The organism is Bacillus sp. NPDC077411, assembly GCF_044543425.1.
In the GTDB taxonomy this organism is placed as follows: Bacteria; Bacillota; Bacilli; order Bacillales; family Bacillaceae_G; genus Bacillus_A; species Bacillus_A bruguierae.
In genome coordinates this window covers 20,248-43,979 of the sequence record NZ_JBITWA010000019.1, presented here as the reverse complement: position 1 = coordinate 43,979, position 23,732 = coordinate 20,248, and the positions used below count along the sequence as shown (strand labels likewise).

General features: G+C 34.7%; 25 protein-coding genes. 20 read left to right on the top strand and 5 right to left on the bottom strand.

Annotated features, from left to right (window positions below; all coding sequences use genetic code 11):
• Positions 1-14: 14 nt before the first annotated feature.
• A complete protein-coding gene (locus ACIGHG_RS20185; RefSeq protein ID WP_090914776.1) occupies positions 15-776 on the bottom strand; it encodes a DUF1836 domain-containing protein in 762 nt (253 codons plus the stop codon).
• Between the two features lie 262 nt (positions 777-1,038).
• On the opposite strand from ACIGHG_RS20185, the gene ACIGHG_RS20180 reads away from it, so the two are divergent.
• Genes ACIGHG_RS20180 through ACIGHG_RS20170 form a run of 3 tightly spaced genes read left to right on the top strand, consistent with a single transcriptional unit; the run spans position 1,039 to position 1,999 of the window.
• A complete protein-coding gene (locus tag ACIGHG_RS20180; protein WP_396550213.1) occupies positions 1,039-1,491 on the top strand; it encodes a hypothetical protein in 453 nt (150 codons plus the stop codon).
• The gene (locus tag ACIGHG_RS20175; protein ID WP_306197517.1) at positions 1,479-1,787 is read left to right on the top strand and encodes a YxcD family protein; all 309 of its coding nucleotides are present in this window, start codon (positions 1,479-1,481) and stop codon (positions 1,785-1,787) included. Before ACIGHG_RS20180 ends, ACIGHG_RS20175 begins: the two co-directional genes overlap by 13 nt.
• Before the next feature lie 47 nt (positions 1,788-1,834).
• Positions 1,835-1,999 carry a carboxymuconolactone decarboxylase family protein gene (locus ACIGHG_RS20170; protein ID WP_396550211.1) on the top strand — a complete coding sequence of 55 codons (165 nt, stop codon included), beginning with the start codon at positions 1,835-1,837 and terminating at the stop codon, positions 1,997-1,999.
• A gap of 18 nt (positions 2,000-2,017) precedes the next feature.
• On the opposite strand, the gene ACIGHG_RS20165 is transcribed toward ACIGHG_RS20170, so the two are convergent.
• Complete coding sequence (locus tag ACIGHG_RS20165) at positions 2,018-2,842, bottom strand: alpha/beta fold hydrolase (RefSeq protein WP_396550209.1); 825 nt, start codon at positions 2,840-2,842, stop codon at positions 2,018-2,020.
• Between the two features lie 263 nt (positions 2,843-3,105).
• On the opposite strand from ACIGHG_RS20165, the gene ppaC reads away from it, so the two are divergent.
• Together ppaC and ACIGHG_RS20155 are read left to right on the top strand one after the other, a co-directional pair.
• Positions 3,106-4,038 carry a manganese-dependent inorganic pyrophosphatase gene (ppaC, locus tag ACIGHG_RS20160; RefSeq protein ID WP_336474472.1) on the top strand — a complete coding sequence of 311 codons (933 nt, stop codon included), beginning with the start codon at positions 3,106-3,108 and terminating at the stop codon, positions 4,036-4,038.
• A 278-nt stretch (positions 4,039-4,316) separates the two neighbouring features.
• Positions 4,317-4,769, top strand: a complete 453-nt coding sequence (locus tag ACIGHG_RS20155; RefSeq protein ID WP_336474471.1) for a DUF6884 domain-containing protein — start codon at positions 4,317-4,319, stop codon at positions 4,767-4,769.
• Positions 4,770-4,865: 96 nt separating this feature from the next.
• Here ACIGHG_RS20155 and ACIGHG_RS20150 read toward each other — a convergent pair whose 3' ends face one another.
• Positions 4,866-5,225 carry a cytoplasmic protein gene (locus ACIGHG_RS20150; protein WP_336474470.1) on the bottom strand — a complete coding sequence of 120 codons (360 nt, stop codon included), beginning with the start codon at positions 5,223-5,225 and terminating at the stop codon, positions 4,866-4,868.
• A gap of 536 nt (positions 5,226-5,761) precedes the next feature.
• On the opposite strand from ACIGHG_RS20150, the gene recQ reads away from it, so the two are divergent.
• Entirely contained in the window at positions 5,762-7,879 is a 2,118-nt protein-coding gene (recQ, locus tag ACIGHG_RS20145; protein ID WP_336474469.1) for a DNA helicase RecQ, read from the top strand.
• 162 nt (positions 7,880-8,041) lie between these two features.
• A complete protein-coding gene (locus ACIGHG_RS20140) occupies positions 8,042-8,512 on the top strand; it encodes a DinB family protein (RefSeq protein WP_336474468.1) in 471 nt (156 codons plus the stop codon).
• Positions 8,513-8,653: 141 nt separating this feature from the next.
• Here the strand turns inward: ACIGHG_RS20140 and ACIGHG_RS20135 are convergent, their stop codons facing one another.
• Positions 8,654-9,340 carry a DUF2278 family protein gene (locus tag ACIGHG_RS20135; RefSeq protein WP_336474467.1) on the bottom strand — a complete coding sequence of 229 codons (687 nt, stop codon included), beginning with the start codon at positions 9,338-9,340 and terminating at the stop codon, positions 8,654-8,656.
• Positions 9,341-9,676: 336 nt separating this feature from the next.
• Here ACIGHG_RS20135 and ACIGHG_RS20130 point away from each other — a divergent pair, with 336 nt between their 5' ends.
• Entirely contained in the window at positions 9,677-11,785 is a 2,109-nt protein-coding gene (locus ACIGHG_RS20130; RefSeq protein ID WP_396550205.1) for a HelD family protein, read from the top strand.
• A gap of 513 nt (positions 11,786-12,298) precedes the next feature.
• Here ACIGHG_RS20130 and ACIGHG_RS20125 read toward each other — a convergent pair.
• Positions 12,299-12,622 carry a 2Fe-2S iron-sulfur cluster-binding protein gene (locus ACIGHG_RS20125; protein ID WP_090914752.1) on the bottom strand — a complete coding sequence of 108 codons (324 nt, stop codon included), beginning with the start codon at positions 12,620-12,622 and terminating at the stop codon, positions 12,299-12,301.
• Positions 12,623-12,802: 180 nt separating this feature from the next.
• Between ACIGHG_RS20125 and ACIGHG_RS20120 the strand changes: the two genes are divergently transcribed.
• The 12 genes from ACIGHG_RS20120 (at position 12,803) to ACIGHG_RS20065 (ending at position 23,693) form a co-directional block, all read left to right on the top strand.
• A complete protein-coding gene (locus ACIGHG_RS20120; RefSeq protein ID WP_396550203.1) occupies positions 12,803-13,498 on the top strand; it encodes an RNA polymerase subunit sigma-70 in 696 nt (231 codons plus the stop codon).
• Between the two features lie 24 nt (positions 13,499-13,522).
• Positions 13,523-14,098 carry an ATP-dependent Clp endopeptidase proteolytic subunit ClpP gene (gene clpP, locus ACIGHG_RS20115; protein ID WP_090914748.1) on the top strand — a complete coding sequence of 192 codons (576 nt, stop codon included), beginning with the start codon at positions 13,523-13,525 and terminating at the stop codon, positions 14,096-14,098.
• Positions 14,099-14,433: 335 nt separating this feature from the next.
• Entirely contained in the window at positions 14,434-14,940 is a 507-nt protein-coding gene (locus ACIGHG_RS20110) for a TetR/AcrR family transcriptional regulator (RefSeq protein ID WP_336474464.1), read from the top strand.
• Between the two features lie 92 nt (positions 14,941-15,032).
• Complete coding sequence (locus ACIGHG_RS20105) at positions 15,033-16,010, top strand: SDR family NAD(P)-dependent oxidoreductase (protein ID WP_396550200.1); 978 nt, start codon at positions 15,033-15,035, stop codon at positions 16,008-16,010.
• 717 nt (positions 16,011-16,727) lie between these two features.
• Complete coding sequence (locus ACIGHG_RS20100) at positions 16,728-17,780, top strand: P1 family peptidase (RefSeq protein ID WP_336474462.1); 1,053 nt, start codon at positions 16,728-16,730, stop codon at positions 17,778-17,780.
• 35 nt (positions 17,781-17,815) lie between these two features.
• Positions 17,816-18,163 carry an NIPSNAP family protein gene (locus ACIGHG_RS20095; protein ID WP_336474461.1) on the top strand — a complete coding sequence of 116 codons (348 nt, stop codon included), beginning with the start codon at positions 17,816-17,818 and terminating at the stop codon, positions 18,161-18,163.
• 54 nt (positions 18,164-18,217) lie between these two features.
• Positions 18,218-18,688: an HIT family protein gene (locus tag ACIGHG_RS20090; protein WP_396550197.1), complete on the top strand. Its 471-nt coding sequence runs from the start codon at positions 18,218-18,220 to the stop codon at positions 18,686-18,688.
• Positions 18,672-19,505 (top strand): PP2C family serine/threonine-protein phosphatase, encoded by an 834-nt coding sequence (locus tag ACIGHG_RS20085; RefSeq protein WP_396550238.1) that lies wholly within the window; start codon positions 18,672-18,674, stop codon positions 19,503-19,505. The genes ACIGHG_RS20090 and ACIGHG_RS20085 overlap by 17 nt, the downstream gene beginning before the upstream one ends.
• Positions 19,506-19,535: 30 nt before the next feature.
• Positions 19,536-20,102 carry a GNAT family N-acetyltransferase gene (locus ACIGHG_RS20080; protein ID WP_336474459.1) on the top strand — a complete coding sequence of 189 codons (567 nt, stop codon included), beginning with the start codon at positions 19,536-19,538 and terminating at the stop codon, positions 20,100-20,102.
• A gap of 673 nt (positions 20,103-20,775) precedes the next feature.
• A complete protein-coding gene (gene iscB, locus ACIGHG_RS20075) occupies positions 20,776-22,023 on the top strand; it encodes an RNA-guided endonuclease IscB (RefSeq protein ID WP_336474490.1) in 1,248 nt (415 codons plus the stop codon).
• Positions 22,024-22,129: 106 nt separating this feature from the next.
• The gene (locus ACIGHG_RS20070; protein ID WP_396550195.1) at positions 22,130-23,320 is read left to right on the top strand and encodes a DUF2515 domain-containing protein; all 1,191 of its coding nucleotides are present in this window, start codon (positions 22,130-22,132) and stop codon (positions 23,318-23,320) included.
• A complete protein-coding gene (locus tag ACIGHG_RS20065; protein WP_336474457.1) occupies positions 23,286-23,693 on the top strand; it encodes a CBO0543 family protein in 408 nt (135 codons plus the stop codon). Before ACIGHG_RS20070 ends, ACIGHG_RS20065 begins: the two co-directional genes overlap by 35 nt.
• The last annotated feature ends 39 nt before the right edge of the window (positions 23,694-23,732 follow it).

Below are 23,732 nucleotides of genomic sequence, written 5' to 3'. Positions count from 1 at the left end.
TGGTTTGCGCAGGTTTAATTCACATTTAAGTGCTGTAAAAACAACGTAGCTGATACGTAGCGCTTTGCTAATTTTTGTACATAAGCAGTATGAACAGATAACGTTGCAATAACAATTGCATTTCGAATTGCTTCGCGTTGTTCCTTGTTTATATGCTCAATTTTAGCTGCCAACTGATCAGCATTTTCTTTAATAGTTTGTTCAATGGTATAAATTGTATTCGTTGTATTGAATTGAATGAAACCTCGTTGATTTAATTTTTCAAATAGAGAAGAGTAAAAAACATATAATTGAATCGGGTTAATTAAATCGTCATTACGATCGGCAGGGTCATTCACGATAAGCTTTAACAACTTTCGAATGGAGTCAAAATCGAGCGCTGTTTTTAAATCTTCTACAATAAATAATAAGGCTGCTTGTTCAATTGAATATTTTTTTCCTTTTTGCGGAGAACCAATCATTTCTTTTATATCGCGTTTCACCCAGTTTTGCAGTGCGGTAACAGAAAAGTTAGTATTTTCAATTTGATTCCCAAGAGCTACAATTTCATTTAAAGAGAATCCAATATCCGTTTCTTCTATTTTAATAAGCTTTTCGAAAATAGGTGCTAGTGCAGTTGTAATAATAGCTGTAAAACTTTGACCGTTCTCAATATCTTCTTTATGTGACTTTGCCCAGGCTTCTTGTAAAATTGCAAGAGGCTTTTTTGTATCCCATCCTCTAAGAGAAAGAAGGAGCATCGCCATTTCGTTTCGTGTGAGATGAAATGTTTCCATCTTTTCACCTCCAATAATATAAAAGTTCTTATGAACTTATATTATGCATTGCTATATGTAAAGTCAATTGTATTTTTATAATTTCTCTTATAGTTGAACAAATTAACAATCATAAAAATTTACTCTTGATTATTATAGAAAAAGTTCATATAATAAGTTCATAAGAACCTTTTAAAACACCTTAAAAACAATCTATCTTTTCATAATTTAAGAGAATGATAGATGTTATATACATTTATAGTAGAAGGAGAATGAATCGTATATGTTAAAAAAAATCGTTACAATATTGACAGCGTTTATGTTTGTCTTTGCTGCTAGTAGTTTCGTATCAGTAGATAGTGCTTACGCAAAAAGCTACAAATCTGGTAAAAAATCATTTACTCCAAGTTCAAGTCAAACACAAAAATCAAAAGTAGATTTGAACAAAAAAGATTCTAATGTAAATGCAAATAAAACAACAGATTCAAAAACAAAAGCAACAAATACGGCACCAAAAAGTAATAAAGGAAGCTTTATGAAAGGTCTTTTACTTGGTGGTCTTGGTGGTTTATTAATGGGAAGCTTATTTGCTAACATGGGAGCTCTTGGTTCTGTATTAGCATTTATGGTGAATATGCTAGTAATGGCTGGTATTATAATGCTAGCGGTTCGCGCATTCAAATATTTTAAAAATCAACGTAAGAAACAGGTGGAAGAAGCTGCATGGAAACGATAAAAATCTCTGAACAAGAGCTAATCAATGCACTCTGTGTATATATTGCACAAAAACGTCAAGTTGCCCCGGAACAGGTGTCTGTGGAACTGATGTACGATGACGATTATGGTTTCTCGGCAGAAGTAGAAGTAAACGGTCGTCAGCAAATTTTAATTCAGGCAAATTTAATTGAGGCACTTCGCTTATGGCTTGATATGGAATATAACATTAATCCATTTGCTGCAAGATTACAGCTTGAATTACATGATGAAGAAGGTATTATCGCGTATGCGAATTTAAATAATTCTTATGAGTAATAAAAAACAGCTGTTGAGATGTAACAATCTCAGCAGTTGTTTTTTTTATGTTTGTAAAAGAGTATAAAGGTTGCATTGATCAAGGGTGCTCTGATAAGGAGCTCTTAAAAGTATGCGGCGTTGCAGCAGTATTTGTTGGCGGGACTGCGATGAGTCATACTGTTACACTTGTACAGAAATGTATGGAAGAATTACGTCAACAAAAGCATTAAAAGACCAAAACACCTTCATCATGGGGTTGTTTTATTACTATCTACGGATTGAATGAAATTATCTACTATATTATTAAAGCGGTCCGCTTCTTCTAAAAATGGACAATGACAACTATCCTCAAAAATGATAAGTTGAGAATTTTTGAGGTGCTTGTGTAAATGCTCGCCTGCTGCAACAGGAATGAGCTTTTCTTCTCTACCAAAACAAAGTAAAGTAGGAATCGTAATTTGATCTAGGTAGTCTCGATAATCCACAACAGACTGATCGAACAAAATAGCACTTGCAATAGACTCTGGAATTGTAGTTACTTCTTTTAATATCCACTCAAAATCATCTTCAGAAAGAGGATGTTTGAACATTAATGATATAAATTCTTGTAGGAAGCCGGTTCGATTCATTTGCATTTCCCGCATAATATGAATAAGGGCAGGGAAATCAAAAGCTCCAATAGGAAAATCATCCCATTTAAAATCAGAGGCTAATTCATCTACAATAACAGAGGTTTTCACATTGCTTTCTCCAAATTGTTTTACATATTCCCAAACAACAAATGCCCCCATAGACCAACCAACTAATACAACGTTCTCAAGAGATAATTTTTTGATAAATGCATGTAGATCGCGAGCATAGTTTGCAATGGTATGCCCAGATTGAACATGTGAAGAACGGCCATGACTTCGTAAATCCAGTGAAATCGCGCGGTGATTTTTACTAAAATGCGGTAGTTGTTTATGAAAAAAGCGACTGCTCATCCAGACTCCGTGTACGAATATAATTGGGGTTCCTTGTCCTTGATCTTCATAATATATATTCACATCATTATCAAGTTTTAAATAAGGCATGCGCATAAACCTCCTTTTCACAAAAAATAAGTTTATATATTCAAAAATATGCTTTATTCCAACTATGTATTCAAAGCTTCTTATAAAATCTAATACAATCTTTGATATTGGACTTTTTTTAGACGGAATAGTCTTATATATCGGTACAGAGTCTCTATTTTTCACGTAAATCCAAAAGAAACTGTAATTATTTCTAAAAAAATTCGCCTAAAATATTGTCATATCCTGTCCTTTAAGATATCCTTTTGTAGAGAGGTGAAATCATGGAAAAAATACTTATTTTCGGGCATAAAAACCCAGATACAGATGCAATTTGTTCTGCAATTGCATATGCAGAGCTAAAGAAAGAATTAGGAATGAATGCTGAGCCTGTTCGTTTAGGTGAAATCAGCGGTGAAACACAATTTGCTTTAGATTATTTCAAAGTAGAAGGACCACGTTTTGTTGAAACAGTTGCAAACGAAGTGGACAATGTTATTTTAGTTGATCATAACGAACGTCAACAAAGTGCGAATGATATCGAGTCTGTTCGTGTATTAGAAGTAATCGATCATCACCGTATTGCTAACTTTGAAACGAGCGACCCTTTATACTACCGTTGTGAGCCTGTTGGTTGTACAGCTACAATTTTAAATAAAATGTACAAAGAAAACGGCGTTGCAATTCGTAAAGAAGTTGCAGGATTAATGTTATCTGCAATCATTTCTGATTCTTTACTATTTAAATCTCCAACTTGCACAGAACAAGATGTAGCAGCAGCTCGTGAATTAGCAGAAATCGCTGGTGTAGATGCGGAAAGCTACGGCTTAGAAATGTTAAAAGCTGGCGCAGATTTAAGCGGTAAAACAATGGAACAATTAATTTCTCTTGACGCAAAAGAATTCCAAATGGGCGATGCTAAAGTTGAAATTGCACAAGTAAACGCTGTTGATACAAATGACGTTCTTGTACACCAAGCAGAATTAGAAAAAGTAATCTCTGCAGTAGTAGAAGAAAAAGGATTAGACCTATTCTTATTCGTTGTAACAGATATTTTAACAAACGACTCTGTTGGCCTTGCTATCGGTAAAGCAACGCAAGTTGTTGAAAAAGCATACAATGTAACGTTAGAAAACAACACAGCTACTTTAAAAGGTGTTGTTTCACGTAAAAAACAAATCGTTCCTGTTTTAACAGAAACATTCCAAACTCTATAAGAGAAGTTTTGGACGAAAAGGAAAGAACAAGCAGATATACAGTCTACTTGTTCTTTTTTTGTTTTAAGGAAGCATAAAATTTCGGATATTAAGGTCTGTTATTTTAATATTTCATATAGGAAAGATGGAAATTGGGTAGGCAGAAAAGAAAAACCTGATATTTTTATCTGTGAATGAAAAATGCTATGATTTTATTGCTAATTAATATTTAAAAGCAATAATGAAAGAATGAAGCAGATTATATAAGAGTGAAAGAGAAAAGAGGTAAGAAGGTAACAATGAAAAGACTATGTATAATCCCATGTGGGAAAAAGAAGATTTGGGATAAGTGCCCTGATGAGGGGCCGACAGAAGCAAGAGAAGTGTACATTAGTCCATTCGGAAAAGCGTGCCAAGCGTATGCTTCTCAATTTTTTACACACTGGGTTATTTTATCTGCAAAGCATGGATTTTTACTGCCAACCGATATAGTGAAAGAAAACTATGATCTTGCTTTTCATTCGAAAAGTAGTGAGATTATGAATATAGAACAACTAAAAAAACAGATGATGGATAAAGACTTACTAGACTTTGATAAAATTGTTCTGCTTGCAGGCAAGAAGCATAAAAAAGTAGTGATAAAGTTATATCCAGAAGAGATCATTTCTTATCCATTAGAAGATTGTAAAGGGATTGGGTATATGTTGCAGAAGCTGAAGAAGGCAGTTGAAAATCATAAGGAGATTCAGTAAAAGATAATAGAATTTGATTTATGAGGAAGATTCATAAGTAGTTATTGAAAAATAAAGGGGCATTTGGGATACCCCCTTATTTTAAAGTTCTAAATGTTAGTAATAGTTTATCACTCGCTCCATAAGATTTCTTATCTCTTTAACGGGTGGTTTTTTATCGTACATATCAATATATGAAGAGTAATAATTTAAATTTCTAACAAGGCCTTTTCCGATTTTTTCCTTTAGGAAAGGGAATATTTGTCCGGTATAGTCTTCGAGAGATTTACAATAGTATTTTTCATCCAAATAAATGCTATATTTACATGTTAGCTCTACTAGTGGGTTACCTTCAGAATCATATACATCTTTAGATTCAAAAATGTCTATTAGTGCAAATCTATCATTAAGATAAACTTTTTTCTTCTTTTCAGGCTTATTAGAAAGAATAAAAGCGATACCTATTGCGTTAATCAATATGTTGCCTCCTATAAATATAAAGTGAAACTTTCAGCAGTGGAGGGGCTTCATCCCCTACTGATGGTTAGCCCGCCCAATTGGTTTTTACGGGCAGCACATCTCCCAACTAATTCCTTTGCCTTTGCTGAATTTTGAGGTGGGGGTCTTACTGCCTATTAATACGGTATAAAAAAAGATACTAATAAAATATATCGATATATGTTAAATGTAAAGGGGTAAAGTGGATTTGGAGAAGAATCTGTTCATTATGTTGGAGAAGCAAATAGTATATATATGTGATTTGTTTTCAAAAATTATGTTTATTACTTAGATAGCAATAGGAATAATCATAGCAAATAGCGAATGATTATTTTGATATTAATCATTTTTTCATTAATGTTATTGCTAAAAGTGGTTTTCTCTAGCTTTACATGAGTTGTTAATAATTATTCATAAGCATGCGAGGTGTTGGAGTGAAGTAGTGAGTACAATGACTTTTGACTAATGGTATAATATTAATAGATGAAAGACTAAGAAAAGCAGGTGAATCTTTTTTGTTTACAAAAGCACAAGAACTTTTAGCTTCTTATTTTGGCTACTCGTCATTCCGTAGAGGGCAGGATGAAACAATTAAAAATATATTGGATGGAAAAGATACCGTTTGTATTATGCCAACAGGCGGCGGGAAATCTTTATGCTATCAAATTCCAGCATTAGTATTAGAGGGAACAACATTGGTTATTTCTCCCCTTATTTCCCTTATGAAAGATCAAGTTGATACCTTAACACAAAATGGTATTCCAGCAACATACATTAACAGTTCTATTTCAATTACGGAAGCAAATCAGCGCATTCAGCTAGCGAAACAAGGACATTATAAATTGTTATATATTGCGCCGGAGCGCCTTGATTCGATTGATTTTGTTGATCAACTTATCGATATGAAAATCCCGTTAATTGCAATTGATGAAGCACACTGTATTTCACAGTGGGGACATGATTTTCGTCCGAGTTATTTACATATTCATCGTGTACTTGATTATCTTCCAGTTCAGCCAATCGTACTCGCATTGACGGCAACGGCAACGCCGCAAGTCCGACAAGATATTTGTAGTGCTTTAGACATAGCAGAACAGAATACAATTATGACAACTTTTGAACGAGAAAATTTATCGTTTTCTGTTGTGAAGGGACAGGACCGTGATGCTTTTTTATCAGGGTATATTCGTCAGAACAAAAAAGAAGCGGGAATTATTTATGCAGCAACGCGTAAAGTTGTTGATGGGCTGTATGAAAAATTAAATAAAGAAGACGTTTCTGTCGCACGTTATCATGCTGGTATGAATGATAACGACCGAAATGAACAGCAAGAACGTTTTTTACGAGACGAAGTAAATGTAATGATTGCGACATCTGCATTTGGGATGGGAATAGACAAGTCGAACATTCGGTATGTGATTCATTATCAACTTCCAAAAAATATGGAAAGTTATTATCAAGAAGCAGGACGTGCTGGACGTGATGGATTAGATAGTGAATGTATCTTGCTGTATTCACCGCAAGATGTGCAAGTACAGAGATATTTAATTGATCAGTCAACAGGAGCGTCTCGATTTTCTAATGAACTAGAAAAATTGCAGCATATGACAGATTATTGCCATACAGAGAATTGTTTACAATCATTCATTCTACAATATTTTGGTGAAGAGCCAAAACAAGATTGTGGCCGCTGCGGCAATTGTACAGACGATCGAAATAGTGTCAATGTTACAAAAGAAGCACAAATGGTACTGTCATGTATGATTCGAACAAATCAACGTTTCGGTAAGCAAATGATTGCACAAGTATTAACAGGATCAAAAAATAAAAAGGTAATGGAATTTAATTTTCATACATTACCAACGTACGGACTTCTATCAAATCAAAGTGTAAAAGAGGTTAGTGAGTTCATTGAGTTTTTAATCTCAGAGGAACTTATTGCAGTTGAACATGGCACGTATCCGACATTAAAAGTAACAGCAAAAGGAAAAGATGTTTTACTTGGGAACCAACTTATTTTCCAGAAAGAAAGAGTAGAAACAAAACAAATAGTGAAAGATCATCCATTATTCGAAGAGTTACGTCATGTGCGTAAAGAAATTGCCCAAGGAGAAGGGGTACCACCATTTGTTATTTTTTCTGACCAAACATTGCAAGATATGTGTGCAAAACTACCGAAAACACTAGAGGAAATGCTAGGAGTAAAAGGAATTGGGGATCATAAACTTGATAAATATGGAAATATATTTTTACAAGTTATCACAAATTTTCTCGAACAGCATCCCGATATAGATGCGATGATTACAACCGAAGTTATATCAGAACGAAAACAGTCAAAAAAGGCAATGAAAAATTCTCATCATGCTACATATGAAATGTATAAACAAGGGAAAGAACTTTCTCATATTGCCGATGCACGAGAACTGTCTTTGCAAACTGTAGAAAATCATTTAATTCGTTGTTTTGAAGAAGGAATGGAAGTAGATTGGTCAAGTTTTGTTCCGAAAGAATATGAATCTATGATTGGGGCCGCTATAGAGCAAGCTGAGGGTGGATTGAAGGCCATTAAGGAACAACTTCCTGATTATATTAGCTATTTTATGATTCGTGCTTATTTACAAATGAAGAAATAGTAGTGTGATAGTAAGAGGGAATAACATGTATGAAACCATTTTTCTTTACAAGTAATGACGGATTTGTATAAAGTAGAATCAATATTTATTTTATGTGTCTTCTAATGTACCAAGATTTTTCATATATTAAGGAATGAAGGAATTTTGAAAGGGGAGTAAGGTATGGATAAACTAGTATTTAAACACCTTAAGATAACAAGAGGTTATTTTATTAAAAATGTGGAGTCACTTTCGAAGGAAATAGTAAATGTGCAGCCAGACGGTTTTAACAACACGATCCAATGGCATATCGGCCATGTATTAACGGTTGCTGAACAGTTTATGCTGGGCTTTCCGCATAAAACGACCTATCTTCCTGCAAATTATATCGAATTATTTGGAAACGGTACAAAGCCGGCTGATTGGAAAGAAGATGTACCTACCGTAGATAAACTCATTATCGAGTTGAAGGATCAGTTAGTTCGTCTTCAACAAATTCCTGCTGAACGGTTAAATGAAACGCTGGAAAAACCATTTATGGGACTTGAAACTTTCGGAGAATTAGCCGGCCTTACATTAATGCATGAAGCTAATCACTTAGGACAAATTCAAGCGATGAAGCGCATCATTGAACAGACAGGAGTAAAAAATTAGTAAACTCCCGAAAAATAACTTAGTGACTTTTAAAAGGAGCTATTCTCAGAGAGATAGCTCCTTTTGATTATGGACTTTAGTCTGTTGAGACTGAAGAAGGGATGCCTAATGGGTACGGGTGTGTACCTTATTAGTCTTGGCTTAATGACCTGGATTATTATAACTACAATCTTTTACAGGTTTAATAGCATGTCCATTTGAATCTGTACACCAAGATTGAGATTGGAATGCTAAAAATATTCCTACCCATCTATTCTCTTCTTCAAAGTGAATTAGAATGCCGCCATCTTGCCAGATTCCGTCGTCAGATTTCCATCTAGCGATATTCCCTTGATTCATATGAATGTCATGTATACCGCTACCAGGGACAAAATTAAAATATTTATCTGGCTCATTTTCCTCTGGTCCCCATGCTTCACCGAAAGCATATAAAGTTGCATTTTTGTTCATGGCTTCATCCATATAGCCTTCTATTTTTTCTTTTAAATCGTTATTAGCTCCTGGCTTATCATGAGGAAGAGGAATCATTTTCGTATGGTCAAATAACTTTCCTCTAACATAATCTAAAGCAATATCCCTATTGTCGCTAGTTATTGAAGTAAATCCAGAATTTAATTGTGGTAATTTTGTGATTTGTTCTGAGTTGAAATTCTCACTAGCAAAATAAAGAACTTCCGATGGACGGGATCCGGACTCAATGTTAACAGCAATTCTGTAATCATGTTTTTGGTCATCTTTAATATGAATTTCGAAATGTGGTTTTCCTGACTTGGCTATGTCCGTATCAACTGCTTTTCCTTTTAAAACTGTATAATTTCTTAATGGCATATGTATATCCTCCAAATCGAATTATTTTGTAACATCAATAGAATTTGCAGTTAGTACAGTAATATTCAAAAAAAGCTCCTTTATATTCTGGTAATTATATTCTGGTTTGTTTGCAAAAAAATAGCACGTATAATACACGTGGTATAAAAAATGTTAACAAATTTGCTAATACCTATACAAAAAAGATATAAAATGTTGTTGATATATCACTTATAAATAGTATAGTTATTCGTTTTTTCTCTGAAAATCCCTTCTAAACACTTGACTTATAGGTTTCCTTTTTAATAAAATTAATCTTCGACTGAAAATTTCAACGAATGGGAGGGAATTACGAAGATGAAAGACATTTATGAACTAGAGTTAGAGAAATTAAATCATACGCTTTCGCAAATTAATCATCAATTGAATAAGCTAGAGAGTATCCCAGTTTATCATGGAGAAAATTTTACAGAACAAGTGCTTGAAACTATGCGAGAATCTAGTCGTCAAAAACTACGCATTGCCAGCGAGGAACCTTATTTTGGACGATTAGATTTTCAGGAAGAAGGGCATGCACAGCCAGCGCCTATTTATATTGGTAAAGTTGGTGCTTCTGATGAAGAAACGCAGCAACCAATCGTTGTCGACTGGCGGGCGCCTGTTGCCAGTATGTTTTATTCATTTACAGGAGGAGAAGATGAAGCTTTTTATGATTCTCCAGAAGGAATCGTTGAAGGAATTGTTCACTTAAAACGCAATATTGCTGTTAGGAAGCAAATACTTGAACGTGTTGTAGATACATATGTAAGGGGAAGTGAGGATCTGTCACTAGCAGATGATTTTCTTCTCTATCGCTTAGGGGAAAATAAAGATAACAAATTAAAAGATATTGTTTCAACAATTCAAGCAGAACAAAATGATATTATCCGTGCTGAAAAAAATGTTCCTCTTATTATTCAAGGTGTTGCAGGTAGTGGAAAAACAACGATTGCTCTGCATCGTCTTGCTTTTTTAATTTATCAATATCATGAGCAGCTCAAGGCTGAGAAAATGATTGTTTTTGCACCTAACAGTATATTTCTCGATTATATTTCCAGTGTCTTACCAGAACTTGGTATTGGTGATATTCATCAAACTACGTTTCAAGACTGGGCATTACATACTTTAGAAAATAGTATTTTTGTAAAGAATACTGATGCACAACTACAACAAGCATTCTCCATTCATAAAAACAAGCATGAGATTATGGCTGGTAAATTAAAAGGATCAATCGAGTTTCAACTCTTTATTAAGCAAAGTCTATCGTGCTATGAGAAAGACATAGTGCCAACGAAAGATTTTGAAGCTTGGGATGGTTCAGTATTACAAGGAAACGTAATTCAGCAATGGTTTGAAGCAGAATATAAACACTATCCAGTTGGAAAGCGAAGAGAGCGAATTGTAGCTCGTATGAAGCGTTGGATTGAGATGGAACTCAAGATGATTTCAGACACAAATAAAAAGAAACAACTGAAAAAACAAGCAACGCAAAGACTGAATGGTTATTTAAAATGTTGGCCGAAGATGACCGCACTATCCTTTTACAGTATGCTAATGAAACAGGATGATATTTTAAGTATGTTGCCAGCTGAACTTGTCCAAGAAACAGCAAAAAACTGCCGAAAAAAAGAAGTGGCATTAGAAGATTTAGCACCGCTCATTTATATTCATCACTATCTAGAGGGCATAAAATTTGGACAAAAATTTCATCATGTCGTAATTGATGAAGCGCAAGATTTCTCACCATTTCAACTTTCCATTTTAAAAGAAATAACACTTGGTAATTCGTTTACTATTTTAGGTGATTTATCACAAGCTATCCATGAGTATCAAGGTATCGATGATTGGAAACAGTTTCAAGATGTATTTAATCAAAATGCACAGTACTATGAATTAACAAGAAGTTATCGCTCAACAAAAGAAATTATTTATTTTGCAAATGAAGTGATTCAAACAGCAAATATTCCAGTAGGTCTTGCTAATCCTGTGTTTCGCAGCGGTGAAAGTGTAAAAGTCGTCTCAACAAAAGATCAATTTCAATCTATTTTATCTACTATAAAAACTATGCAAGAACAAAATGTAAAAACGATTGCGATTATCGGACGAACAGAGGAAGAATGCCGTGAGATATATGGAAAACTCATAGAAGCTGGTATTTCTACAAATATAATAGAAGCTAATCAAAGCAAATATGAAGGTGGCATTTCAGTCGTTCCTGTTTATTTAGCAAAAGGATTAGAATTCGACGCAGTACTACTTATCGATGTAGATGCAACTCACTATAAACAAACAAAACAAGATGCCAAATTGTTATATGTCGGATGTACTCGCTCCCTACATGACTTATGGATTTTTTATTCAGGAATATGTTCACCTTTAATTCAACAAATTCCAAAAGAGTTATACGAAGAAAGGATAGATGTTTAATTAAGAAGGAAATGAATTTAGAAGCTATAACTCTAAAAGCATGTTATGTACAATGTTACTTTTAGAGTTATAGCTATATACATACAAATTAAAAAGCCGACATAAAAACCCGATTTCTTTTTAGACGGGCAAGAGCATTTGGTCATGCATAGAAGCGGTCAGGGCTTTTTCTGTCACATGCAAAGTTTAAAACAAAAGGAGAAAACAAGTAGCGGTCACGTTGGATTCTGCGTAGCAGCGACTTATATGCCGAAAAATTAAAATGGATATATTTTTTTCGTGAGTTGTTTCTTCTGAGAATGAAGTTTATAATGCGTTTACTATATAAATACAAATTGAAAAAATGGCATAAAAACATCTTTCTTTTTTATGTGGACGAGAGCATCTGGTCGTGCATAGAAGCGGTCAGGTCCTTTTCCTGCCACATGCAAGGTTTAAAACAAAGGGAGAAAGCAAGTAGTGGTCATATTGTATTCTGCATAGCAGCGACTTACATATTGAAAAATTATATAGTTAATCTTCAACTGGTCTTGGTCCAGCGTTCATTCCTGATGTCTCTACTGTTAAAATAGGACGCACTGTCATATCTGCATTTACGTATACTTGACATGAGAGACGTAAATGATCTTCTACACCTTTTTCAGCACATGCAGACTTTTCAATCTTATCAGGTTCACAAAAGTCACCTTCTAAAATTTCCACACGGCAAGTTGTACATTTTACTTTCCCGCCGCAGCGATGAAGAATGTTCACACCATTATCTTCTAACGCCAATACTAATTTTGTTCCTGCTTCCACTTCAAAAGTTCCTTTTCCTGGAACGGTTATTTTTGGCATTTTACACTCTCCTCATATAAAATATGAATAACATAATTATCACCTTACCCTGTAAAAGGTAAACATAAGAGCAGCAATATTTCCTAGATGAAAAACTTATTAAAAAAATTCATAACTCCCGTAACTTTTTTCTTTAGTTAATCGTTTATTAAATAAGCGCGCTTAAAAGGAGTGATCACTTTGAATACAAAAAGAAAGATGATTTCACAATCTAATGTAGAAATGCAACAATTAAATAGATCTATCATTATTAAACATTATGCGGAACTGAAGCGTTATTGTACATTTTTAACAAAAAGCACATGGGACGGAGAAGATCTCGCACAAGAAACGATTTGTAAAGTGTTAAAAAAATATACGGATACGGAATGGAAGCAAAGCATTTGTTTAACGTTGCTGTACAAAGTAGCTCGCAATCAATGGCTGGATCAAATGCGGACAAAAGCATATGAAAAAGAAAGTAATAAAGAAGCTTCTTATGAACCACATGAAAACGTTGCTGAATTATATGCTTTAATCGAAACGATGCTATCTTGTTTAAATGAAATGCAAACTGTTATTTTCTTATTAAAGGATGTGTTTGAATATAGCTTAGCTGATATCGCGGCCATTACTTCTATGTCAGAAGGAGCAGTAAAAGCTTCTTTGTTTCGAACACGTAACAAACTGAAAACGATCAAAGAAGAGGAACGTCTTGTATCTTCAAAAGATATGGAAGAAGAAACTGAAATACTCGTAAAAGCAATTCGGCAACAAAGGCCAGAGTTATTAGTAAAACTCATACCAACACTGCAATTTTCAAAAATCTCACTACAACAACCGTTACTTTTATTACACAAAAAATCTTCTTACAACTGTTTCTTATGTGCTGCTTAAACTAAAATAGTGGAGGGATTTTTCATGAATGCGATTCCTTATGTGATAGAACAAACGAAACTTGGAGAACGTTCGTATGATATTTATTCTAGGTTACTAAAGGATAGAATTATTATGATTGGGCAAGAAATTAATGATCAAGTTGCTAGTAGTGTTGTGGCACAATTATTATTCCTAACGGCAGAAGATGCAGAGAAGGATATATCTATTTATATTAACAGTCCTGGTGGTTCAACTTCTGCGGGTTTTGCCATTTTAGATACGATAAATTATATTAAGCCGGATGTGCAAACCATTTGCATTGGTTTAGCAGCCTCGTTCGGAGCGTTATTGTTATTATCGGGAGCAGAAGGGAAACGCTTTGCTTTGCCAAATAGCGAAATTATGATTCATCAGCCACTCGGCGGAACGCAAGGGCAAGCAACTGAAATTGAAATTTCTGCAAGACGGATTTTGAAATTAAAAGAACATATCAATCAAATTATTGCCGATAAAACAGGACAGCCAGTTGAGAAAGTAGCAAACGATACAGAACGGGATTATTTTATGAGCGCAGAAGAGGCGAAAGCATATGGCATTGTAGATGGGATTATCGGTTAAAGCTGAAGAGAGGTTATTGAACCATATTGTTCAATAACCTCTCATGCTGTTAAAAAACAATTTATATAAATCCAAATTAAAAACCCAACAAAACCATTCTTTTTATGTGAGCGAGAATATCTGGTCATGCATAGAAGCGGTCAGGACCTTTTTCTGCCACATGCGAGGTTTAAACAAAGGGAGCAAGCAAATGCAAAGCCACTGAAAAAGGCCACTGAATAAGAAAAAGGGAAATCGAAAGGAAGAAATCCTTGAGGCATTGAATTTTAAATAGGAATGAGTTATTATTTGAGTAAGTAATCAATCAATAACAAATTTGAAGGAGTTGACATATAATGAAGCAGAGCAAGGAAAATCGAAAGGAAGAAATCCTTGAAGCTGGGTTAGAGGTATTTGCAGAAAAAGGTTATTATAATACCACTACAGCATTAATTGCAGAAAAAGCTGGTATTTCTCAGCCTTATATATTTAGATTTTTTAGAACAAAAGAAGAGTTGTTTGTCGCAGCTTTGGATAGGGCATTCGAAAGGATACTTCAAACGTTTAAAAATGTGGAATCAAGCCCCGAGCAAATCGTTATTAAAATGGTTGAGGCATATGAAAAATTATCTATATCACACCCTAATGAAATTGCCTTGCAGGTGATAGGACTTTCAGTTACAGAAGATGCAATAAGAAATTGTACAAAAATTGGTTTGTCTCGTATTAGAAGCTACATTTTGGAGAGGTTCCAATTAGCGAATGTTCCAAATGGAGAAAGGGAGGTAACAACTTTCTTAGCTAGAGGAATACTTTGTAACATTTCCTATTACTTAGATTTACCAGAACTTATTCATAACTGAACAAAATAAGATAACCGATTCATTTCGGTTTTTTATTGCAGCATTAGTTATTGATTAATAAATAAATAATTAATATAAGGGGGATTTATAAAATGAAAAAAGTAATTGTTTTAGGAGCAACAGGTGGAACAGGTCAAGCAATTGTTTCAGAATTGCTATCCAGAGATATACAGGTTATTGCGTTCGGACGTTCAGAAAATAAATTAAAAGAATTAATGAAAGAGCATGATTCTACACCACTGTTAACTTATAAGTTGGGGGATATCTTCGATTATAGGACCATCATAGAAGCCGCAAAAGATGCAGATGTCATATTCCAATGTGCGAATGTTCAATATCATGAAATGGCGGAGAAGCTCCTTTTGCTTGGAGAAAATGTAATGAAGGCAGCAGATATTTTAGGTAAGAAAATAGTTATTGTAGATGGAATATATGTTTACGGCCGACAAGTAGCTAAGGGAGATGAAAATCATCCAAAACAACCTCATACAAAAAAAGGGAAGATTAGGGTGGGATTTGAAAATTTAATATTTGATAAGAAATGGAAACATGCAAAAGCATTAATCGCTAGGTTACCGGACTATTATGGTATAACTTCTCAGAACTCTTATTTACACCCTACATTAACTGGAATGGCAGGAAATAAAATTTCTATTTTTATTGGGAATCTAAAAACACCACGAGAATATGTCTATTTACCAGATGCCGCAAAGATGATTGTGGAAATAGCAAACAAAGATGACTCTTATGGAGAGAATTGGAATATACCTGGTGCTGGTTTGATTTCAGGGAAAGAAATAATAAAACTTGCACGTGAAATTACTGGGAATAAAAAATTAGTTATTCCGTTAAATAAAAATGCAATTCGTATAAGTGGATTGTTTGATCCAGTTATGAAGGAAGTAGTAGAAATAATGTATCTTACAGAAGAAGGATTTACTCTAAGCGGAGAAAAATATGAAAATAGAATAGGTAAAATTGTAGCTACACCTTATAAAGATGGGTTAAAAGAAACATTAACTTTCTTAATGGAAAAAAATAAAAAGGCAGAGAGTGAAAATCAAGACTAAAACTATAAGCATAGAATAATGATTTATTTAAAATTAATTATTAGTTATTGATTGATCACTAATAATTGAACGGATTATAGGAAAAAATAGGTTAAAATGCCCTTTATCCTGCATTAACGGGCAGTAAGACCCCCACCTCAAGATTCAGAGAGAGTATTGTCCAGTTCCAGTGGCTAGAATGTTCGGTGGGAGATAAACTGCCCGTAAAAGCCCGATTGGTGAGGGCTAATAATCAGTGGGGGATGAAGAAAACCCCCACTGATTAAAGTTTCACTTTATAAGCAAGAGTATTTATATCGAGAGGATGTAATCACATTTATTTAGGCTAACGGATGCAGATTTAGTTACATTTTCTTCTCCATAATAATGATTAAAAACTGAATGAAAGGGCATGATTGTTGAGCAGAATAAGTAGAAAATAATCAAACTTTATTTCAAAGTTGCAACAGTGCTTGTCCATGAGAGGAGAAATTCTGCGTTCTGTTTGTCCACTAAGTTTCGCATATATAAAGAACTTCACGGTTTGCGCTATGCACGGTACCGTGGAATTCAAAAGGTTAAAGCGCAAGTAGTGAGAGGTTATTGAACCATATTGTTCAATAACCTCTTTTTTAGAATGAAAAACAATTGAATTTTCTCAATTTATGGAATAAGATGAAAATATTATATATTTCTTCGTATTAATATATAAAATACATATTATTTAAGGGGTCTACAATGCAAAGAAAAAGACTAAGAGATTTAGATATTAATATTGGAAAATTAAAACCAGGAACATGTAATGCGATTACAGATGTAGAGGGTGTAATCGTCGGTCACAAAACGATTTTAGATAAGGATGTTTGTTCCGGACTTACCGTTATTCTACCTAACAACGGGAATCTAGCTGGATCGCACTTTCCAGCAGGATTTTTTTCTTTTAATGGAACGGGTGAATTCACAGGAAGTCATTGGATTGATGAAACAGGTACTTTAGTAACACCGATTGTTTTTACTGGTAGTCATTTACTTGGATTAGCACATCATTTTCTTTCACGTGTTACAAGAAGAATCGAAAATTTAGAGCCTTTCTCAAATGGAATAGTAGCAGAGACGTGGGATGGATGGTTAAGTGATTTAGAAAAAACATCCATGACATACGAAGATTTAGAAGAAGCAATCCTTCATGCTAAATCTGGCGTAATCGAAGAAGGAAATGTTGGCGGCGGTACAGGAATGATTTGTTTTGAATTTAAAGGCGGTATCGGTACTTCTTCTCGCATTATTGAATGTGAATCCGGGACTTACACAGTTGGTGCTCTTGTACAAACCAATTTTGGTAGAAGAGAAGATTTTATTATGAATCATAAACCTGTTGGCAGTATATTAAATGAAATGGAAGTACCATTACCGTGGAGTACCCCAGAAAATGCAGGTTCTCTTCTCGTTACAGTAGCAACGGATGCACCGTTATTACCTTCACAATGCGAAAGAATATCAAAAAGAGCATCGCTAGCAATGGCTAAATTAGGTGGTATTGGAGAAGAAGGGAGCGGAGACTTCTTCCTGACTTTTTCAACTGGGAATTGCTATTCTTACGATAATGAAACACCTTATCCTATCAATATGTTTCCATCAGAACAGTTAGATTTTATTTTTGAAGCAGCGATTGAATCTGTTCAAGAAGCAATTGTTAATTCTATGTGTATGGCAGAAACTATAACAGGACAAAAAGGGAGAAAAGTACATGAACTGCCGTTAGAGCGATTGGTAGAAATCTTAAAATCTTAAATTGGCAATGTATTATCATCGACAAGGGGGACTTTATGTTTTATAGACGAAAGTTTTATATTGTAAAAAGCGAGTTTGTCGAGATTTTTAACAGGCACTTTAATGAAACAAACTTACCGAATCAATTGAAATATGGTTCACGGCTAGTAGGTCGATGGATGAAGGATAATGAAAATGATACCGTTGAAATTTTTGCTATATGGGAATATGACAGTTACGAGGATTATGTAGAAATTGAATCCAAAATTAGAAGTGACGAGGCTCACCTGAAACGAATTCATGACTGGTACGAAAAAAACGGTGGAAGAGAGCATGTGTTGAATGAATTTATACTGGAAATGAGAAACGAGGCTTTAGAATCAACTGTAATGGACGATGAGTGACATATAAACAAGGATGTTATACGTTTTTCGATTTTAAGAATTGGAGGGACATGTATGTTTTCTCATGATCAAAACTGCTTTATTTGTCAGAAACATGAAGGAAATATATCCGTACCAGGCGGTGTCATTTACGAAGATGACTTTGTCTATGTTGGACATGTTTATTGGGAGGAAGAGGAAACATATTTAGGCTATCTAATGATCGATACGAAAAGACATACACCAGGATTAGCCGAATTAAGCGAAAAAGAAGCGCAGGCATTTGGGCTCATTGTTAGTAGAGTGAGTCGTGCCTTAAAAGAATGCGAAGGTGCAGAACATATTTATGCATTTGTATCTGGAAATGGTGTACCGCATATGCATATGCATCTTATTCCGCGCTATCCGAACACTCTGAAAGAATTTTGGTCTCCAACAAAAGTTGCAACTTGGCCAGGGGCGCCTTTAGGAAGAGAAAAAGAAATCGAACAATTATGTGAAAGGATTAAAATGTATTTGGTGAATGAATATGAATATAATGGATAAACCTCAGCAGTTTTCATGGGTAGGGAATAAAGAGATGTGTATCGATCAAATAAAAATTGATCAATGCAGCAATGTAATCATCGGGAGATATGGCGGAAACAAAACCGCTGGTGCTAAAAAGAACGAAGACGGAGCATTAGTATGGGCACATAACGACTGGGAACTCGCTATGATTTTAGATGCTCATTATAGCGCGGAAAGTACAGCATTATTAGTGCAAACGATGCAAAATGAGTTTTCTAATCTAAAAGTCTTGTTAGACGAACCGATAGAAACAGTATTTAAATCTGTGGAAAGACATATATTATCTGTTTTTCAATCTGAATCATTTCAACAATCTTGTCAGCGTATAAAAGGAGAGACGGCTTGTTTAATTTGTGTACGAAAAGCAAATTATCTCTGGTGGTTATCCGTTGGGGATTGTTTAGTATATCTTTTGCATGATGAATTACATAAATTAGGTCAGTACACTCTGAATCAACGAAACTTCTATGAATGGGTTGGCTTTATCAATACATTTTCATTACCAGTTCCTTGTTATTCATCTGGAGTTCGAGAGTTGCGAACAGGGCATAGCCGTATTGTAATGGTAACAGATGGTCTATTAGAATGCGGGGAACAATATTACGAAAAACCATTTAATTTATATACTGATCTTTATGCAAATAAAGAGAATATCCAGCTAACCGAGTGTATTGAAAAAGCATTACAACATGTACACCAGCAGCATGGAAGAGATAGTGCGACTATTATAAGTTGGGATTATATAAATTCTTTACCATCTACTTATCCAAGCGATCAAATATTTCAAAAATAAAGCTTAATTCTTATAAAGAAGGGGAGTAACATGGATTTAGAAATAGTTTTTGAAGAATTTCCGATTTTGGAATCTACGAATTTAGTATTAAAGAAGATTGAAGATGTTCATTTACAGGACGTATATGCAATCTATAGTAACGATAAAGTATTTGAATACTGCGGAATTATCCCGAAACACAATTTGAAGACGGTAAGTAAGATGATTCAACACTTTGAGAGAGACTATAACAAACAGAGTAGAATTAAGTGGGGAATTTTTCAAAAGAATAATAGTGATACATTAGTTGGAATTATTGAAGCGATGGATTTTAATCGAAAGGTAAATATGGTCACAATCGGATACTTTTTAGCTGAAGGATACTGGGGGAAAGGGATTGCATCTGAAGCGGTTCATGCAGTTGTAAAGTTTTTATTCGAGGATGTCCATATAAATAGGATACAAGCTGAGGTTATGCCAGCAAATGATATATCAAAGAAAGTGCTTTTAAAGAACGGATTTATAAAGGAAGGATTATTAAGACAAGCTACATTATGGTCTGGGAAGGGAATTGTTGATTTAGAAATATATAGTGTTCTTCAAGAAGATTATAACTGATGTAGATAAATTGTAACTACTCATTTCCTCTATGAAAAAAAGGCAGAACAGCATTTTTCTAAATGGTGGAGAGGGACTGGCTATGTATAGGAGTGGTCAGGGCCTTTTCCTGCCACGCGCAAAGTTTTAAAACAAAGAAAGATAGCAAGGTGCATTGCCATTTTTATCTTCATAATAGCAATCTATATGATGAAAAATGAAAATAACTTTCTATAGGTAATAAGAAGCGTATTTTCGCTGGAATCATACTCCTTACCAAACTTCTAAATGAAATGTATGGCTGAGTAGTTACGATAAATTTGTAATACCCTGGAAAAACAAGTGATGACCTTTTTCGTGAAGTTAACTATGTGATAAGAAACAGTCATCATTTATTCTAGGCGTTTGTAATAAAATGATACAAGAACATTCATGGTCAACTACCCACCACTTAAACGCTAACACGTTTTGAAGTGGAGGCTTGAAAGAAGCCTTGGTTGTCTAGCCTCAGTCTTTTGTGGACTCCGTTCGTAGGTTGCATACCCAAGAATGATTCCCTAGTTCTTGGCTCTATGGTGGCTCTGTAACAGTTCTGATTGGGAAGGAACGGTCAACCACAAGCCTTCTTTTATAAGAAGTTGCCAACATCTACAAACATTGGCGAAGGGAAACAAACTCTTAGGAGGGACAAAACATATGTGTATTTGTCAAAAATTTAAGGGGAGAACCGCTCATGCCTTGCAGTCATCGCAGGGCACGAATTCTTCTCGAACAAGGAAAAGCAAAGATTGTTGGATACACTCCGTTTACAATTCAATTGCAATATGCAACAGGTGAAGCGGTGCAACCCGTCACAATCGGTATTGACAGTGGTGCAAAGCATATCGGCATTGCAATTACCACTGAAGACAAAGTATTAACAAAAGGGATCATCCAGTTGCGTCAGGACGTCAAAGAAAACCTTACATTGAGAGCTACATTACGCAGAGGGAGAAGACAACGAAAAACAAGGTATCGCAAAGCACGTTTCCTCAATCGGAAAAAGAAAGAGGGATGGTTACCTCCATCGATTCAAAGTAGGGTGGATAACCAAATTCATTGGATTGAAATCTTTTGCTCATTATTACCATCTCCAAAAGTGATTGTCGAAGTAGGAAAATTTGATGCACAAAAGCTAAAAAATCCCGATATACATGGAACAGCATATCAACAAGGAGATGCTTTGGGCTTTTGGAATACGAGATATTACGTATTTGCAAGAGACAATTACACCTGTCAAATTTGTAAGAAGAAAGGTGGCATTTTGCATACGCATCATATCATCGAACGCTGTAATGGTGGCTCAGATATAGCAGATAACCTTGTCACAGTACATGAAGAATGTCATCAAAAATTCCATCAAGGGAAACTTAAACACACTTTCAAGAAACCAAAACAATATAAAGAGACTGCTTTTATGAATATACTGCGTTTACAAATCATGAATCGTTTAGATTGTGACATTACGTATGGGAGCTACACAACATTGAAACGAAAAGAATTAGGTTTATCAAAAACACATGTAAATGACGCGATTGCGATTACTAATCCAACACAAATACAAGGATATGATCAAAGCGGTGAATTTTGCATCAAGCAATTTAGAAAGAAAAAACGTTCTCTACATGAAGCAACCGCAAGAAAAGGAAGGAAAACAAAGAATACAAGTGCAAAACGGAACAAGAAAAACACACCGCATGTAAATGGAATCTATTTAGGTGATAAAGTGAAAGTATTTGGACAAGTAGGATTTGTGGCAGGGTTTACAGGGAAAATGGTATACGCACAAGATATACATGGACACTATATACAAAATCCTGTGAAATCTTATAAGCAAGTGAAGGCATCAGATATAGAATGTATACACCATACGAACAATTTGCAATTCTTACAAATCAGTTAGGCGATGCCTAACCGAAATTCATCCCCACCTTACCGCGGGGCTCTTGCTCGTCACGCGCTTGAAGATAGGGACTTCTTTCGAAAATACGTTAAACGGAGGAAGAAGAATGCATCAAAACGATCGGAAAAAGAAATGGAACGACTTTTCCAAAATAATTCCGCATTCTCTTTTAGATGTAAAAAATGAACTAAAGAAAAAATGCGAACAAAAACAACTTCCCGTTAAAACATGGAAGTTAACAGAAGAAGAAACAATGCTAATTCATAAAATTAAAGAACAAACAAGTGAACGCAACAAAAATAATGTGACGCGAACACATGCTTATTATCGTTTTTACCGCCGATACCCAGAAATACAATGGGCATTGCTTGGGCATATGGTATCGCGTAATGGCGGTTGGAATATGACCGATTTAAGAGGGGAGTTATATACTAGACTATTGTCAGAAAAAGATCAATTCACCTTCTTTTCTTTTTTAGAACGAGGGAACTGGTTAATCTTCCAGGATGTATATCCGCAATTTTTGTTGTACGAACAAAGTGTAAAAAGATCAAAAAATTTGTTCTATCTTCTACCTTTTTTTCATGTATCAACGTTTATGGAAACGATATGGAACTATTTTTGGAGCACAGGTGACAGCTATACATTAGCCATTGCCACCGTTATTAATGAACAAAGCTATTTAGAAAAAAGGGTTATTCAAAATGAACATTTTAAAAAGACTGTACTGAATAGTATTACATTCAAACTTTACGATTTTTTCCGCTTTAATCATATCCTCTTTCCATTTTATAAAGATGAGACTAAACAAAAAACATTGCTATTTGGTGATACGATGAAACATTTTACTTCCCTCCATGAACGAATTCTACTCGGAAAACGATTATACTCACTATTATTTCGCCGCGAGAACATCTTACGAAGAGTAATAAACTGGGCTCATGATCATCCACATACTGGTTCACGAAAAGACTACTGGCCGCATTTGTTTTATGATGTAAACGAATCATTTTCCCGTGCATTTTATGAACGCCGAATAAAAAATTGCCAATTAAGAAAAGGTGCGAGCCGCTTATATAGCCCGCGGTTAATATATGCATGGAAAGATCGTAATCATGAAGAAGCGGAAAATAATGATTGGTTTGAAGACTGGCGCATAATGGATTATTTGATTGATAAGGGAGAAAGTATAGATGGAGAGATTTATAACGAATACTGCAAAACGCTTGAAAAAATTGAGCTTGCCATCTTGGTCAAAAAAAATGTCTTGCTCCGAGAAGAAGCAGAGGAAGAATAACTATAAAGCTATTGTAGCCACGATCCTTCTTTCTTGTTTAATCGGAACATATTTAGACTTATTGTTTGTCAGTAAACAAATGTACGCCTTTCCAGTGAGGCCATTCCCGCATATATTTACAATTAATATCGCATTTACGTTATTCATATTACCTATTTCCACTGCTCTTTTTGTGTGGATTATGAAGATGTTACCTACATTTTCAAAAATCATATTTATCATTTTGATTGGACTTTGTATGAGTATTTCTGAACGATTTGCGGAACAGCTAGGATGGTTCACTCATAACGAATCATGGCATCATTCTTATTCCATTTTTGGATACATGATTTTCCTGCTGTTTATATGGAAGTTTTATCGTTGGTTTCAATAGGATATGTATGAATATTGTCGGTTTGAAACAAGGATTTAC